This is a genomic window from Burkholderia sp. 4M9327F10, assembly GCF_005503145.1.
Taxonomy (GTDB): Bacteria; Pseudomonadota; Gammaproteobacteria; order Burkholderiales; family Burkholderiaceae; genus Paraburkholderia.
Map to the genome: position 1 here is coordinate 1 of NZ_SCNV01000002.1, position 15,636 is coordinate 15,636.

Here is a 15,636-nt window from a genome sequence, read left to right on the forward strand (position 1 = left end):
CGGGGACGGAGTCGAAGATCACCGGCCATTCTTCTACACTACTGGTCTATATACCAAGGTAAGAATAGAAGGGAACCAGCCACAATCAAGCACTACGTGTCGACTGGTATGTGCACAAGCCTGTGGACAACCTGGGCGCAGACATCCCAAGTATCTGACGCAGAACGATTAACGCTCTGCGTTCTCGGGGCGGGCAGCGTGCCTGGCTAGGCGGCTGCCGGATAAAAGCCGAGATATTCAAACGGCATCGCGCCAGCGGGGTCGACCCAGGCGCCAAGCGCGCCCACCGACTCCAGCGTGTTGACGGTGGCCCGGCGGTTCGATGCGAAACGCCACACCGGCAAATCGTCAGACTTTGTCGCTTCTGGAGCAGTACCCGTTGCACCGGCCGCCGCGTCAGAGACAGAGGCCGCGGCATTCACCTGCTGCAATGCGGCTAGCAACGCAGCACGGGGCGGCGAATGGACGACAAAGCCTTCGTTGGCGAGCGCCGCCACATCGATGCCAAGCAGCGCACACAGCGCCTGTTTGGCCGGCGCGTCAGCGCTATCCGCCGCGCGTGAGCGCTGAATCAGATCGGCGGTCGCCGCATCCACGAGCTGGCCGCCGCGCAACAGCGGTGCGCGGCCGGGTTGCCAGGCCTCCGGCGGACAGGCCTTGCCGGCCGGGTCCAGCGCAATGAACGGATTGATTTCAGCCGGATAGATACGGCAGACAAGCGGCCGCGCCTCATAGATGCCGCAACGCATGTCGGGCTGCAGGTTCGGACAGGGGCCGGCAAACGCGCCTGTCAGGATCACGACAATGCGCGCCGGCAAGCTGCCGCTCATCGCAGCGAACGAGCGGCGCCGTTTGTGCGCCGCCTGCAGATTGTCCGCCGCGGGTTCCTCCGGCCAAGGCAACGCCTCGCAGAGAACCTGCACCTCATTGCCCCGCGCGAGCCATGCGAGCGCTTCTGCGAGCGTCAATGGCAAACGCAGATCGTGGCAGCAGTTGCCGCACATCGTGCACTCGAAATCGATATTCATGTTCATGCTCAATCAGCCTTGCACCGCGCACTGCAGTGAGTTGCCCGTCATCCTGCTTCGTGCCTCGCAACCCTGCGGGACCAGCCCGCCAGTTGTGCCATGCACAAGCAGTCAGGCTTAGTCGGTTCAAAGCGTCTGTTCTTACAGGCCGGCGAGCTTTTATTTCGACGCCCGGTCCACAGCCCCCTGCCGACGGCAGGCCGGGCGCACTCTATCACGCGTTGGCATCGCCAGCGCCGAAGCTGCCCTCGAACTGCCGCGCAAAGAGCGCTACGAGATACTATTAAGCGACACCCGCTTGCCGGTGCTGCCCGGCGGCGCACCGGCTAGGCAAACCGCACCGGTGCGCGGCGAAGCCAACAGGATGACACCGATGAACATTCAATGCGGCACGGCCGGCTGGACCGACAAAACGCTGATCGCCAGCAAGCGCTTCTATCCGCGCGGTTGCAGCAGCGCCGAAGCGCGGCTGCGTTTCTATGCCTCGCAGTTTCCGCTCGTCGAAGTCGACTCGGCTTACTACGGCATGCCGTCGGCAACCAACTCGCAGCTGTGGGCCGAGCGCACGCCCGCCGGCTTCACGTTCAATTTCAAGGCATTCCGGCTGCTCACCGGCCACCAGACCTCGCCCGACGTGCTGCCGAAGGACATCACGATGGCGCTGGGTACGCTCGCCGCACCGGGCAAGAAGAACCTCTACTACCGCGACCTGCCTGATGCGATACGCGATGAGATGTGGCGGCGCTACCTCGAAGCGCTCGAACCTCTGCGGCAGACCCAGCGGCTCGGAGCGGTGCTGTTTCAGTTTGCCCCGTGGATCACCAGCGCGCCGCAAGACCGCGCGCACGTGGAGGAATGCGCCGCGCGCATGGCCGGTTATACGATGGCGGTCGAGTTTCGCAACAAGTCCTGGTTCGATGAGTCGCACGCGGCGTCGACGCTCGCGTTTCTGCGTGAACGGCAACTGGCGCATGTGATCGTGGATGCGCCGCCCGATGTGACGAACCGCGTACATACCGTGTGGGAGGTGACGCATCCACAGCTTGCGATGGTGCGTCTGCATGGGCGCAACACCGAAACATGGAACCCGGGCGCGGGCGCCTCGGCCTCGGACCGCTTCAACTACGACTATAGCGAAGCAGAGCTCGACGAACTGGCTGGATCGATTCGCACGATTGCCACCCGCGCGGCGAAAGCGCACGTGATCTTCAACAACTGCTTTGAGGATCAAGGCCAGCGTAACGCGAAGACGCTGATGAATATCCTGGGGGTGAGTCCGGGACCGCCATGAGGCCGCCTGGATGGCCGTTTCGATGGTTGGTCCCGGCGCACCGGTGCACTCTGCGGATTCGACCGCTTAGCCGGTGAACCGAAGGTCCAATTGCTGACGCCTGAAGGCATCGACGACGAAATCGACAAAAACACGTGTCTTGGCCGAAATAAGTGTCCGTGAAGCGTAGTAGAGCGATATTGCACCGGCGTCCCCGTACCAGCCCGGCACTAGCCGGATCAGATCGCCGCGCTCCAGGTCCGGCACGACATCGAGCAGAGCGATCAATGACACCCCCAGGCCAAGACGCGCGGCCTCGCGCAGCGCAGCGGGGTCATTAACGATAATGGTTTCGGGGAGCGTGGCCGACACCTCGACGCCGCTCGCATTCCGAAACATCCAGGGGCGAATGCGCCCCGTGCGTGGCGAACGCATGACAATGCCGTTCAGGGCAGCGAGTTCCGAAGGATCTGTCGGGAGCGCCCGGCCCGACATATAGGCCGGCGAGGCCACGGCGACCAGATGCACCGGACCCAGCGTGCGCGATACGAGACCGGGAGCGAGATCGAAGCCGCCGCCGATGGCGGCATCGTAGTTCTCCGCGATCAGGTCCACGGGCCGGTTCTCGAAGTGCCATTCAGGGGTGATTCGCGGGTACTTTGCCAGGAAGGCCGGCAGCAAGGGCAGGATATACGCGAGGCCAATCGTTGGACCCAGGCTGACTTTCAAAACACCTGCCGGCTCGCTGCCGTGGGCGGCTGTCTCGGCAATCGCGGCCTGGAGCGCGTGGAGGTTGCCGCCGATCGCAACCAGGAACCGCTCGCCCGCTTCGGTGAGCGTGAGTTTGCGCGTCGATCGGTGAAACAGCCTGACTCCGAGGTTGCGCTCCAGCATCGCCACATTTCGGCTGACCGCGGCCGCAGTCAGTCCCAGCCTGCGCCCCGCTCCTGAAAAGCTGCCGCCTTCCGCGGCTCGCACGAAGGACTCAAGGTTCGTCAGCGTTTCCATAAGAGCCAGCACCTTCAACGATTACTTGAAATAGAAACAAAATAATACCCTCTAATCAAGACGCAATCCGGTTCCTATGATGGCTCCACCCCTAGCCCAGAATGGAGAAAAACCATGAAAGCCATCGTTGCCACCCGGTTCGGCGAGCCGGCCGAGGTTCTCGAACTGAAGACCCTGCCCGACCCGCTGCCGCCCGGACCCGGCGAAGTCGTGATTCGCGTGACCACGCGCTGCGTCCATCCCGGCAATCTCGCCATGATCCGCGGGCGCTTCCACATCCCGCTTCCGCCAGGCGGTCTGGTTCCGGGGGGTGATGGCGTGGGCGTCGTTGAAGCCGTGGGCGCAGGGCTGGACCCGGCACAGGGCATCAAGCCAGGCGTGCGAGTGATCTTCAATCCAAGCCCGGGGGCATGGGCGGAGCGTCTCACGACGCGCGCCGAGCTTGTGACGCCCGTCCCGGACGACCTGTCAGATGCCGTTGCTTCGCAACTGCTCCCGAACACGGTGATCGCCCTCCTCTTGCTGCGAGCCGCACAGCGAGCAGCGCCTGACGCCGGGCGTGAGACACCCATCCTCCTGACCGCCGCCGGGTCCGCCGTGGCGCGCATCGTGACGATTGCTGCCCGCCGGCGCGGCTTGAAGATCATAAGCGCGGTTCGCAGCAAAGCAGGCGCAACGGCCCTCTCGGCGCGGTTTCCGGACTTGACCGTGGTTTCGACGGCCGATCCCGACTGGACCGATCAGGTCCGCGCGGCAGCGGACGAGCGGCCGCTTCAGGTCATCATGGATCCGGTGGGAGGGGCAATGGTGAGCGATCTTGCCGGGCTGCTCGGTGGCGACGGAGCCCTGCTGCTTTATGGCGGACTTGCCCCGGAACCCATCACGTTCCCATCCATTGGGCTCGCGCATCGCGAGATCATGTTCAAGGGCGTGTCGTGCGCGCGCTGGCTGGAGAACACGTCGGCCGCACAGCGTCGCGAGGATGTGGCGGAGGCGATCGAGATCGGCCGAGCCGCGCCCGGACAATTCAATGTTGAGGGTGACTACGATATTGCCCGGTTTGCCGATGCAATCAGCCATATCGAACGTACGAATCGCAACGGAGCCGTCCTGATCAGCTCGGACGCGTGATCTGACAACCAGACCTGATTCGCAGTGCCTCGGCCAACTGCTTCCGAAGGCCCGGACCCATAAAACGTGGACGGGCCGATCACTTGCGAACGAGCGAAAGTACGACTATAGGGCGCTTTATTACGTCGAAGGTAATTGAGCTCAAACCCGGCTTCGGTAGTATGTATTGTCCAAGTTGACGACAGTCCTGACCCCGAGGCGCCCATCATGAATGCCACCGCTACAGCAACCAGACAACCTGCCAGCAAGCTGGGGGAGCTTTTGAGCTATTGGCGCGACCAGCGCGGCAAGAGTCAGATGATTCTTGCCCTCGAATCGGGTGTGTCGCAGCGGCATATCAGCTTCATCGAAAGCGGACGCAGTGCGCCGAGCCGGCAGATACTGATGGACCTGGCCCAGACCCTGAATATTCCGCTGCGCGAACGCAATGTCCTGCTGCTGGCCGCCGGCTACGCGCCGATATATTCCGAGGAAACCTGGAATGCGCAGGAGATGCAGATTGTGACCAGGGCGGTCGGCCGGATGTTGCGTCAGCATGAACCCTATCCCGCAGTGGTCATGGACCGGTACTGGAACGTGCTGATGACGAACGACGCGACCCAGCGCTTCTTTAATCGATTCATCGACATGGCGGCGCGCAAGGGGCCACGCAACATCCTGCACCTGATGTTCGATCCGGATGGCATGCGTCCTTTCATTGCGGATTGGCATGACGTCGCGAGCAATCTGATTCAGCGTATCCATCGTGAGGCCGTGGGGCGAGTCATCGACGACAAAACCCAGGATCTGCTTGCTGCCCTGCTCGCCTATCCCGACGTCGACGCGCGGTGGACGGTGGAATCGCGCACGTCCGGGCTCGCCGCATCTCCGGTGATACCGATCGGCTTTATCGAAGACGGCAAGGTGCTGCGGTATTTCTCCATGGTCACGACAATCGGCACCCCTCAAGCCGTGGCAGCAGAAGAGTTGCGTATCGAATGCATGTTTCCTGCTGATGAGGCGACCGAGGCCTGGCACTCGTCGACATTCGAAGCATCGCTCTAGCAGGAGGATGAACGGTGATAACTTGCCAGCACATGCCGCTGGAACAGGCGAGCGGAGCTTACCCGGTCGTCTGTCAAACACCGTGATCCATTGAGTCTTTCAACGTTAAGACTACTAATTAATATATTTCCAGACTTTCATCGCCCTATTTGCGTGACGAACACGTGTCCTCACGACACATTCACCAGCTTATCGGCACGCCTTGAATCCACAATGACCTGCCACGTAGTCGACACTGATTCAGCAATCAGGCGCCTCTTTTATGGCCCCGCGTTCGAGCAGGCCGAAGCCCGATCCGATTACCTGTGAGGTAGTTGGCGCGCAGATCACACGATCCTATTCTGCATCTGTCGTGCGATCACTCCCTGACGTACGCGCCTAACCCTCAAGGAAATATCATGGCCCGCTTTCCCATCTATACGCTCGAATCCGCACCGGAAGCATCGAAACCCGCACTTCAAGGTCTCGCTAACGCATTCGGCATGGTTCCCAATATCGCCGGCGCCATCGCCGGTTCGCCGAAGCTGATCAACGGCCTGGTCGGCGTGTTCCAGCAGGTTCACGGCGGCGGCTTCACGGAAGCGCAGGTCCAGGTTCTGCTGCTGACGAACGCCGTTACCAACGGCTGCACCTGGGCGGTTGCCTTCCATACCTTCCTGGGACTCAAGGAAGGTCTCGACGCCGCTGATGTAGAGGCGATCCGCGCACGCCGCTTGCCGCACGACAGCAAGCTCGCCGCGCTGTCGCATCTCGCGCGCACGCTGATCGACAAGCGTGGCCGCCTCGACGATCAGGATGTCGCTTCGTTCACCGCGGCGGGTTTCGATCAGGCGCTGGTGCTTGACGTGATTCTGGTGGTCGCTGCATCCACCATGACGAACTACAGCGGAAGCGCCACTAACCTGCCGCTCGAAGAAATGTTCAGTGAGTATGCGTGGGCGGCTTGATGATCGGCAAGTCGTTAAGTCTGCTGCCCGGCGTTGAGTAGTGAGTGGGGCATCCTGAGGGATGTCCCCAGGTGTGCAGAACAAAGCCGCATCCTGATCGCGCAGGCCTTGCGACCGTATCAGGATCACCAGGCGGTGTGGTTGACCGTGAAGATGACGGTTTCTTGCAAATTGACCGCGTAGTACCATCCAAGCAGGGCTTTATAACGAACAGGCTTGATAACCTGCGAGGTTCATGAAGCGTGGACAATTTCCCCGAAAACGACGTGCGCGCCAAAATCAATCCGCGCCATGCGATTGCCGAGATTGCCAGGGTCCTGTGGCACCTGCGAGGCATTCTGCTCATTCTGCTGATTCTTTTCCTGATTTTGTCGGTTGCGATGTATTACGTTGGCGGTGCGGTCGGTGCGACCACGCGAACACCGTCATCGTTGGGCGAAACCTTTTACTTCTGCGCCGTCACGGCGCTCACCATCGGTTACGGCGATGTCGTGCCGAGCACCGTGCTTGGCCGGATCATCGCGGTATTGCTTGGGTTGCTCGGTGTGTTAATGACGGGCGTGGTCACCGCCTCTGCGGTTTACGGTATTCAGGTGGCTGCGCAACGGGCCGGCCTGTTACCTCGTTAGTTGCGACGAACCACCGCCCTGACGCAATCGACCAGAGATTGATTGCGCCATACACCGCCATCGCTCCCGCGCCGACCGCAAAAAACAACGGAAGCGATCCGCTCACGCGCAACAGCAGCGTTCCGATGCCGGCGTACAGTGCCAGCCGCAGCGCCCCTGCAGCGAGGGGCCATCGCAGACGGCCCGCGCCCTGAGCTGCGAAGTACAGCGAAAAACCTAGTCCAAAGAAGCCGTAGAACGGTCCGATGATATGCAGGCAGATCGAGCCGGTCTGCACCAGTTGCTCGTTCGTTCCGAAAAGTTCCAGCCAGGCGTGCGGCCAGAGTGCGGCTGCGACGCCGACCAGTTCGGAAAGCGCAAACGCCATCGCCCCACCGGTCAGCGCAATGTTGCGCGCGCGCTCGTGTTGGCCTGCGCCGATATTGGCCCCCACGAGCGCGACCATTGGCGCACCCAGACCGAAAGCAATCGGCATGAGCAGGTACTCGAGACGCGCGGCGGTCGCGTAACCCGCGAGCGCCGCGGTGCCAGCATGTGCGCCGACGGCCGCACCGGTCAATGCCATCAGGGCGTTCGTCAGGACCGGATTCAGGCAGGCGAGCCCGCCAACGACAAGTATCCCGCGCATCGTCGCCCAGCGCAGGGGGCCGCGCAACAGACGGGCCGGATTGCGGCCGCTTGCGCAATACCAGCCGAGAATCATCGTGCCTGCCGAGTAGTACGCAATGAGCGCCCACGCGCCGCCTGCGACACCCAATCGTGGCACCGGCCCGATGCCGAAGATCAGGCACGGCGACAGCGGAATCAACAGCGCCGCGCCGCCGCAGATCACCGCACCGGGCACGATCATATTGCCGGTACCGCGAATCACGCTCGCCAGCGCATTCATTGCCCACATTAGCGGCAGCCCGGCAAACAGGACGTGTCCGTAGGTACTGGCTGCATCGAGTGCGGCGCCGTGCGCACCAAGCATCTGGAACAACGGCCTCGCGATCGCCAGCAGGATCGCCGAGAACACCATGCCGATAACCGTGTTAAGAGCAAGCGCATGACGCGCGAGTTGGCCGGTCAGTTCCGCGTTGCCGGAACCTAGCGTGCGTGCAACCGCCGACGAGATACCGCCGCCCATCGCGCCCTGCGACATGTTCTGCATCAGCATCAAGACAGGCACGACCACCGCGACACCCGCGAGCACCGAGGTGCCGAGTTTGGCGAGAAACCATGTTTCGACGAATCCGGTCGACGCCTGAGCGAACATCATCAGCATGTTCGGCCAGCCCATCCGCGCGAGCAACGGCGCGATCGGTGCATCGAGCATCGCGCGAAGACGTGGATTGATTACCGGCGCTGCTGCGCCACGCGGTTGGATCGTACTCATCCTTCGCTCTCCCGGCCGCAAAATACGGGCATATGCAAATAAATTGAGGCCCAATGTACTTGCATATGCCCGCATTGGTCAAGGTGATTTAAACTGTACGTGTGCCGAAGACGGAGCATGTCCCGGCTGGCTCGTGCAAATCACGGAGTAGCGATCAATGTCACCAACCAACCCCAAAGACCCGCTCGTCTGCAACGGCGCCGCCCTGCGCAAGGCGACCCGGCGGCTTTCGCAGCTCTACGACACGGTTCTGGCGCCATGCGGACTCAGCGCGGCCCAACGATCGATCCTGGTTCATGTCGAACGTGCAGGCAGCCCGACCATGACCGAACTGGCCTATGCGATGGTGCTTGACCGATCGGCGCTTGCACGCAACATCAAGCCACTCGAACGCGACGGCTATCTCGCGCAGCGGCCTGACGAAGACGATGGCAGAAGCCGCCGCGTCGATTTGACAGCGGCAGGCCGTGCCAAGCTTGCCGAATCCAATCGCCTTTGGCGCAAGGCTCAAAGCCGCTTTGAAGCGGTCTATGGCGAGGAACGGGCGGCGGCGCTGCGGGTTGCACTCGCGGAGATTTATTCGGATGAATTTGCCGCAGCATTCGGGCAGCCGTGAGCCCTGCTGGCTGCGCCGCGCGCCAAGACAATCAAGCTGCGTAGCTGGCCTTGGCCTCTTGCAGATAGTCGGCAAGCCGCTTCGGAGAGCGGCCGGTGAGCGATTCGAGATGGTCCGTGACGATAGACAGATTGCCGGCCCGAACCTCCGCCTCAGCCGACACCAGGACAGAAATGAATGTGCCTGGCACACCCGCCGCTTCCAGCCCCGTGACAAGCTGTTCGTCGGTCACATGGACGACGGCAAGAGGCTTGCCTGTCGCCTGGCGAGCAAGGTCGGCGATTTCTTCGTTGGACAGCGCCTCAGAACCTGTGAGCGTGTAGGTCCTGCTATCTGAGGTGGACGTAGCCAGTGCTGCGGCAATCGCTTCGGCGATATCCTCCCGTCCGACGTACGACGTTCTGCCGCCTTTGGTTGCCGAATGCCATTGCCCGCTCTTCAGCGCGTCAGGGAGCGACCTGAGAAGATTCTCCTGATACCAGCCGTTCCGGAAAATCACATGCGGCAGACCGGTGGCCTTGATGGCCCGCTCGGTTTCTAGGTGGTCCGGCGCGAAGGTCAGAAGCGAACTGTCCGGATTGGGCAGCGACGTATAGGCGAGGCGCCTGATACCTGCCGCGGCGGCTGACGAAACCGCGTTGCGATGCTGCTTCAATCGTGTGCCGGCCCCATCCAGCGCATCGGTTGAAATGATGAGGGCGGTACCGACGCCTTTGAAAGCTTCGGTCAGCCCTCGCGGGTCCTCGAAGTCCGCCTTGCGAACCTCAATGCCCGCCGCCGCAAGGTCGGCAAGCTTTTCGGCGCTGCGGGTACCGGCGATGATACGGTTGGGCGCCACGCCGCGCGCAAGCAGATGCTTGATAACAAGCTGGCCAAGTTGACCGGATGCACCGGTGATGAAAATCGTGTCGCTCATGGACTAGCCTCATTCTGAGTGTTACTCTCATTTTGAGAGCACCTCGATAATCAGGCCTCTGTGTTCGTCCGTAAAGAAGGCAGTTTTTCAGGAGATAGTTACCAGATGGGAACCACCAAGGTGTTGACTGGCCCTCTCAAAACGAGGCTGGACGAGGCCCGGGCCAAATACGGCGAGATTTCGAATTGCCCGGTGCGCGACGTCATCGATGTCATCAGCGGGCGGTGGAGTTCCTTGCTGATGCTGGCGCTGGCCGAGCGCCCCCATCGATTCGGTGAACTTCGCCGGTTGGTGCCGGACATTTCGCAGCGAATGCTCACACAGACACTTCAAGAGTTACAACGCGATGGCTACGTGCATCGCGAAGTCTTTCCTACAAAGCCACCGGGCGTCGAATACAGCCTGACCGGCCTCGGCCGTTCGATGTTCGAGGCGTTGAACGTTTTGATTACGTGGGCCGACGAGAATCATGCTGCGGTCACAGCGGCCCGTCTCGACTTTGATAGTGAGAAGGCGTCCGCGTAAGCGGTGTCACGCTCAGTCGATTGTGGGCAATATGATTTGCCGCAGCACATGCGGTCTCTTGCCTCGCATCTGAATTGCCGGTAGCTTCTCGACACCCCCTGTCCCGGAGCAACTGATGCGCATACGAACCGCATATTTCAAAGTCACCGACATGGCTAGCGCCACGGCATTCTGGGAGCGTTTGCTGGAGCAGCCGCCCGCCCGCAAGTCGGAGAGATGGACGGAGTTCCTCGTGGGCGAAGTACGGCTTGGCTTGCTGTTGAACGATTTCGGCGAAGAGCTAGTCGGCAGCGGTTGCGTGCCCGTGTTCGAGTTCGCCGCCGCGCAATTGCAGCCGTTTCTCGGCCGTGCAAAGGCACTGGGGGCAAGCGTGCTTCTGGACGGTCTGAACAATGAAGCCATGAAAAGCATCGTACTGGCCAGTCCCGATGGCCATGAGTTCGAGCTTTGCACTTGCCACGAGTAGGGTGTCGCACGGCGGCGGTATAGTGAAACCCACAATGCTTGCCGCTGCCGCAGAGCAGGAACAGATTCCATCCGCCTGAGACGTAACCTACCAGGGCTCGCGCCGAAGATGCGGCCACTCGTATTGCCAGCGGCCCGTCTTCTCCGCATAGACGCCGGGTATCGGCAACGCGCGGTTGGGCTTCAGGATTCCTTCGAACAGAGACCCCAGCCCAAACGGCGCATAGACCTCGAACCCCTCTTGCACGCGTTTGACGCCAATAGCCACCGTGGCACATGGAAACCGGTCGATACCGTCGGACGCCCGGCTAACCGCGCCGAACGGAGTGCCGAACTTCGTTTCGTACCACAGCGGCACTCTGGCCTGATTGCGCACCTGGACCTCGACCGGCAGATCCGCAAAGAGATGGGCGGCTCGTGCAATGACCTCGTTTTCCGCTTGCCACGACGTGTCTTCGTCGTAGTAGAACAGATCGTAGTCGCGAATGCCCGCATCGATATCGCGGCCACTAGCGTGGTTCCAGACCGACTGGGCAATGCAGCCCGCCGTTAGCCACCAGTCCTCAAACCCCAGCCGCGCGGCGCGCGCCAGGATCATTTCATTCCATCGGTTTTCCCGGATCACCTCAATGAGGCGCTGTTCTGATGTTGCGGACATGGATTCCTTACGTGTTTACCACGAACCTGCCTGAGTAAGGCGAGATAAGGCGGGATAAGGAGAGACCCGACCGCCACGCATAAAGTTTTGCGCCCGGCTGCCGATAATGACAATAGGACCGCAATGCTGGTCCCGTCGTCAAACCTGCCGGAGTCTTCGCCCCCCATGTTCTCTCGATTCTCGATCAAAATCCGCATCTGGGCGACGGTGGGATGCCTGGTCGTGCTCCTTCTGTTCATCGGCGCACTGGACCAGTTCAGCACCGAATCCGGCCAGACCGCGCTGCGCGAAACCTATTCCGTACAGCTTGCCTCGGCGGTCGCCATGAGCGACAGCAAGTACAACCTCGCGATTGCCCGCGTCACCATGGACCGCGCGCTGCTGCACCCCGAGTCGCCTGACCTGCCGACGCTGATCACCAAGACCCACGGCTATCTCGCCACCTCGAAACAGGCGCTCGCGCGCTACCTCGCCCTGCCCCACGATGCCGACGAACAGCGTCTTGTCGACGTGGTATCGGCCAACTTTGACAAGCTGCTCAACGAAGGCATTGAGCCGTCCTTGCAGGCGCTGCAGCACGGCGACCCGAAGACCGCCGACACGATCACGATGACGACCATGCCGGTCCTCTCGCTCGCCTTGACCAAAAGCACCGAGCAGTTGAACACCTATCTGCTCAAACGTGGCGCCGACAACTACGACGGCTTCCAGCACACGCTGAAGACCATGAGCATCGTCTCGGCCGCCGTGATGCTGCTCGGCATCGCGATCGCCGCGCTGTGCGCGCTCGGCTTGCAAAAAGCGATCTCCGTACCGCTTGCCAACGCCCTGCGCGCCTGCTCGGCGATTTCAAAGGGCGACCTCACTCATTCGATCGCGCCAGGCGGTCACGACGAGATGGGCCAGTTGACGCGCGCGGTAGCGGCGATGCGCGACGGTTTGCTGGGTACCGTGTCGTCGGTGCGCGACGGCAGCGCCACCATGGTTACGGCGACCCAGGAGATTGCCGCCGGCAATGCGGACCTGTCGCGCCGCACCGAATCGCAAGCGGCCGCACTCGAACAGACGGCCGCCAGCATGGAACAACTGACCGCCACCGTACGTCAGAACAACGCCAACGCAACGCATGCGAGCCAGCTGGCGAAGGAAGCGTCCGAGATCGCCTCGGGCGGCGGCGGTGTGATGGAGCGCGTGGTCGGCACGATGGCCGATATCCACGGCCAGTCGGCCAAGATGTCGGCCATCATCGGCGCGATCGAGGGCATTGCCTTCCAGACCAATATCCTCGCCTTGAACGCCGCCGTCGAAGCGGCTCGTGCCGGCGAACAGGGCCGCGGCTTCGCGGTCGTGGCAAGCGAGGTGCGCACGCTGGCGCAGCGCTCCGCCGCTGAGGCAAAAGAAATCAAGGCGCTGATCCAGGCCGCCGCAACCCGTGTCGACGATGGCACGGGTCTGGTCGAGACTGCCGGCGCCACGATGCAGCAGATCGTGCAAGCAATCCGGCGCGCCAGCGACATCATGACCGAAGTCGCCGCAGCTTCCGGCGAGCAGAGCGACGGCATCGAACAGGTCAACCGGGCCGTCGCGCAAATGGACGAGGTGACCCAGCAAAACGCGGCGCTTGTCGAACAGACCACCGCCGCAGCGCTCTCGCTCGACGAGCAGGCCAAGGCGCTGCAACTGGCGGTATCGCGCTTCAGGGTTTGAGCGGTCCATGTAGAATCGCTGCAGAGGCCCCTCGCTGCGAAGCCGGCGCTGCACCAGCGCCGGCGGCCCGATTTTCCGCGCATCTATAGCACGACAGGGTTGAGATCGATCAACCCTGTCCGGTCACCTCACCCTAAAAAAATTCAAGCCCCAGATCGATGCCGAACCCGACCCTGCTCCAGCTTCTCAACGCCCGCGTTCAGGATGCCCTCGCGGCAGCCGGCTGTGCGGATGCCGCGGCGAACGTGCAACCCGCCGGCCGTCCCGAGCATGGGGACTACCAGGCCAACGGCATCATGGCGGCAGCAAAGTCGCGCAAGCTCAACCCGCGTGCGCTCGCGCAGACGGTGGTCGATCACCTGCAGCTCGACGGCGTTGTTAGCCACATCGAGATTGCCGGGCCTGGATTTATCAACATGACTGTGGCGCCGGACTATCTGGCGCGCTGGGTGACGGCAGCGCTCAACGACGGCGGCGGCCTCGCGGTTCCGCGCGTGGCCGAAGGCGCCGCGCAATGTGTCGCGATCGATTACTCGTCACCCAATCTCGCCAAGGAAATGCACGTCGGGCATCTGCGCTCCACCGTAATCGGCGACGCGCTGGCAAGAGTGCTGCGTTTCGTCGGTCACAAGGTGATCGCGCAAAATCACGTCGGCGACTGGGGCACGCAGTTCGGCATGCTCACGGCCAGCATGGACGAAGCCGGTCCGGACGACGCCACGAACCTCGCCCTCGCCGATCTTGAAGTGTTCTACCGCAACGCCAAGAAACGCTTCGACGAAGACCCCGCATTCGCCGACCGGGCACGCGACTACGTGGTCAGGCTGCAAGGCGGGGACCCGCGCGTGCTGGACCTGTGGAAGCGGTTTCTTGAAGTCTCCATGAATCATTGCGAGGAGATCTATCGCCGGCTCAACGTCGGCCTGACGCCTGCCGACGTGCACGGCGAAAGCGCGTATAACGACGATCTGCCGGTGGTCGTGGCCGACCTTCAGGCAAAAGGACTCGCCGTCACGAGCGCGGGCGCGCAGGTCGTGTTTCTCGACGAGTTCAGCGGCAAGGACGGCGAGCCCGCCGCGTATATCGTGCAAAAGCAGGACGGCGGCTACCTCTACTCCACCACCGATCTCGCCGCGGCCCGTTACCGGGCCGGCACGCTCAAGGCTGACCGGATGCTGTACGTGGTCGACGCCCGGCAAAAGCTGCATTTCCAGCAGGTGTTCGCCGTTGCGCGCAAGGCGGGTTACGTGCCGCCGCGGGTCCAGCTCGAGCATGTCGGATTCGGCGTGGTGTTAGGCGACGACGGCAAGCCGTTCAAGACGCGCAGCGGCGACACCGTCAAGCTCGCCGAGCTGCTGGCCGAGGCCACGCAACGCGCCTTCAATCTGGTCACGGAGAAGAGCCCGGAATTGCCGGAGGAAGAGCGGCGCGCGGTGGCTCAGGTGGTCGGCATCGGCGCGATCAAGTACTTCGATCTGGCCAAGAACAGAAGTACCGATTACGTGTTCGATTGGGCCAGCATGTTGTCGTTCGAAGGCAATACCGCGCCATACCTTCAGTACGCTTACACCAGGATCCAGAGCGTGTTGCGCCGCGCCGGCGCGTGGGACGTCAATGGCGCCGTGACTCTCGCGGAACCGGCCGAGCGGCAACTCGCCCTGCAACTGGCGCGCTTTGCGGACGCGGTGCTCGCCGTCGCGCAAGACGCGCTGCCGAATTACCTGTGCGCCTATCTGTATGAGCTGGCCGCCGCCTTGATGCGCTTCTACGAAGCCTGCCCCGTGCTCAATGCAAGCGGCGAGATACGTGCAAGCCGTTTGCAGTTATGCCGCCTGACTGCCGATACGCTGCGCACAGGACTTGGCCTGCTGGGCATCGACGTTCTCGAAACGATGTAATTTCGCCGCGCGGGCGGAGATGCGCCCGCCGTGCGCGAACGGCGGGCTGGCCACAATTAGACGAAAGACTCTAACCCCTCAATCTGGCGATGCGGATCCGGGCATCATGCATCACGCCCGACCTTCACCGGCAGCTACCTCGCAGCCGCCCCAGACGGCGCTGCAACGCCACGATCCATCCCGCATAGTCCGCAGCAGCGACGACGATACCGGCATCATCGCCCCCGTGCGCCGCTTTGACGCATCGGCGAGAAAACAACAATATTTATTTCCATCAAACAAATTTTGACTCGGGCATTGTGGCTTGGTAGTGTCTTGCAACTACTCGTAAGGCATAGCCGAAGCTGTTATACAAGCCAGCCAATGCGGTGAGTTGGCTGCCTCAGTCATGCCAGTGAGGCAAGGTGCGCCGAGCC

At 62.2% G+C, this 15,636-nt stretch carries 15 protein-coding genes; 10 read left to right on the forward strand and 5 right to left on the reverse strand.

The window, feature by feature from the left end; genetic code table 11:
• Window positions 1–206: 206 nt before the first annotated feature.
• The gene (locus tag FFS45_RS02400) at window positions 207–1,034 is read right to left on the reverse strand and encodes a YkgJ family cysteine cluster protein (RefSeq protein WP_171029547.1); all 828 of its coding nucleotides are present in this window, start codon (window positions 1,032–1,034) and stop codon (window positions 207–209) included.
• 367 nt (window positions 1,035–1,401) lie between these two features.
• Between FFS45_RS02400 and FFS45_RS02405 the strand changes: the two genes are divergently transcribed.
• Window positions 1,402–2,319, forward strand: coding sequence for a DUF72 domain-containing protein (locus FFS45_RS02405; RefSeq protein ID WP_137953112.1), 918 nt, complete (start codon window positions 1,402–1,404; stop codon window positions 2,317–2,319).
• Window positions 2,320–2,385: 66 nt separating this feature from the next.
• On the opposite strand, the gene FFS45_RS02410 is transcribed toward FFS45_RS02405, so the two are convergent.
• Window positions 2,386–3,306, reverse strand: a complete 921-nt coding sequence (locus tag FFS45_RS02410; protein WP_137953113.1) for a LysR family transcriptional regulator — start codon at window positions 3,304–3,306, stop codon at window positions 2,386–2,388.
• A 114-nt stretch (window positions 3,307–3,420) separates the two neighbouring features.
• On the opposite strand from FFS45_RS02410, the gene FFS45_RS02415 reads away from it, so the two are divergent.
• The 4 genes from FFS45_RS02415 (at window position 3,421) to FFS45_RS02430 (ending at window position 7,057) form a co-directional block, all read left to right on the forward strand.
• Window positions 3,421–4,437, forward strand: coding sequence for an alcohol dehydrogenase catalytic domain-containing protein (locus FFS45_RS02415; protein WP_137953114.1), 1,017 nt, complete (start codon window positions 3,421–3,423; stop codon window positions 4,435–4,437).
• Between the two features lie 207 nt (window positions 4,438–4,644).
• Complete coding sequence (locus FFS45_RS02420; protein WP_137953437.1) at window positions 4,645–5,481, forward strand: helix-turn-helix transcriptional regulator; 837 nt, start codon at window positions 4,645–4,647, stop codon at window positions 5,479–5,481.
• Window positions 5,482–5,879: 398 nt separating this feature from the next.
• Window positions 5,880–6,428 carry a carboxymuconolactone decarboxylase family protein gene (locus tag FFS45_RS02425; RefSeq protein ID WP_137953115.1) on the forward strand — a complete coding sequence of 183 codons (549 nt, stop codon included), beginning with the start codon at window positions 5,880–5,882 and terminating at the stop codon, window positions 6,426–6,428.
• Between the two features lie 242 nt (window positions 6,429–6,670).
• On the forward strand, window positions 6,671–7,057 hold the full coding sequence (locus tag FFS45_RS02430; RefSeq protein WP_137953116.1) for a potassium channel family protein: 387 nt from the start codon (window positions 6,671–6,673) through the stop codon (window positions 7,055–7,057).
• Here the strand turns inward: FFS45_RS02430 and FFS45_RS02435 are convergent.
• A complete protein-coding gene (locus tag FFS45_RS02435) occupies window positions 6,993–8,435 on the reverse strand; it encodes an MATE family efflux transporter (protein ID WP_249362555.1) in 1,443 nt (480 codons plus the stop codon). The genes FFS45_RS02430 and FFS45_RS02435 overlap by 65 nt on opposite strands.
• 157 nt (window positions 8,436–8,592) lie before the next feature.
• Between FFS45_RS02435 and FFS45_RS02440 the strand changes: the two genes are divergently transcribed.
• Window positions 8,593–9,051 carry a MarR family winged helix-turn-helix transcriptional regulator gene (locus FFS45_RS02440; protein ID WP_137953117.1) on the forward strand — a complete coding sequence of 153 codons (459 nt, stop codon included), beginning with the start codon at window positions 8,593–8,595 and terminating at the stop codon, window positions 9,049–9,051.
• 31 nt (window positions 9,052–9,082) lie between these two features.
• On the opposite strand, the gene FFS45_RS02445 is transcribed toward FFS45_RS02440, so the two are convergent.
• Window positions 9,083–9,967 carry an SDR family oxidoreductase gene (locus FFS45_RS02445; RefSeq protein ID WP_137953118.1) on the reverse strand — a complete coding sequence of 295 codons (885 nt, stop codon included), beginning with the start codon at window positions 9,965–9,967 and terminating at the stop codon, window positions 9,083–9,085.
• A gap of 105 nt (window positions 9,968–10,072) precedes the next feature.
• Between FFS45_RS02445 and FFS45_RS02450 the strand changes: the two genes are divergently transcribed.
• Both FFS45_RS02450 and FFS45_RS02455 read left to right on the forward strand, forming a co-directional pair.
• Entirely contained in the window at window positions 10,073–10,492 is a 420-nt protein-coding gene (locus tag FFS45_RS02450) for a helix-turn-helix domain-containing protein (RefSeq protein WP_137953119.1), read from the forward strand.
• 115 nt (window positions 10,493–10,607) lie between these two features.
• Window positions 10,608–10,958: a VOC family protein gene (locus tag FFS45_RS02455; RefSeq protein WP_137953120.1), complete on the forward strand. Its 351-nt coding sequence runs from the start codon at window positions 10,608–10,610 to the stop codon at window positions 10,956–10,958.
• An 87-nt stretch (window positions 10,959–11,045) separates the two neighbouring features.
• Here FFS45_RS02455 and FFS45_RS02460 read toward each other — a convergent pair whose 3' ends face one another.
• A complete protein-coding gene (locus tag FFS45_RS02460; RefSeq protein WP_137953121.1) occupies window positions 11,046–11,615 on the reverse strand; it encodes a nucleotidyltransferase family protein in 570 nt (189 codons plus the stop codon).
• Between the two features lie 165 nt (window positions 11,616–11,780).
• On the opposite strand from FFS45_RS02460, the gene FFS45_RS02465 reads away from it, so the two are divergent.
• A complete protein-coding gene (locus FFS45_RS02465; RefSeq protein ID WP_137953122.1) occupies window positions 11,781–13,322 on the forward strand; it encodes a methyl-accepting chemotaxis protein in 1,542 nt (513 codons plus the stop codon).
• A 158-nt stretch (window positions 13,323–13,480) separates the two neighbouring features.
• Window positions 13,481–15,220, forward strand: a complete 1,740-nt coding sequence (gene argS / locus FFS45_RS02470; RefSeq protein WP_137953123.1) for an arginine--tRNA ligase — start codon at window positions 13,481–13,483, stop codon at window positions 15,218–15,220.
• The last annotated feature ends 416 nt before the right edge of the window (window positions 15,221–15,636 follow it).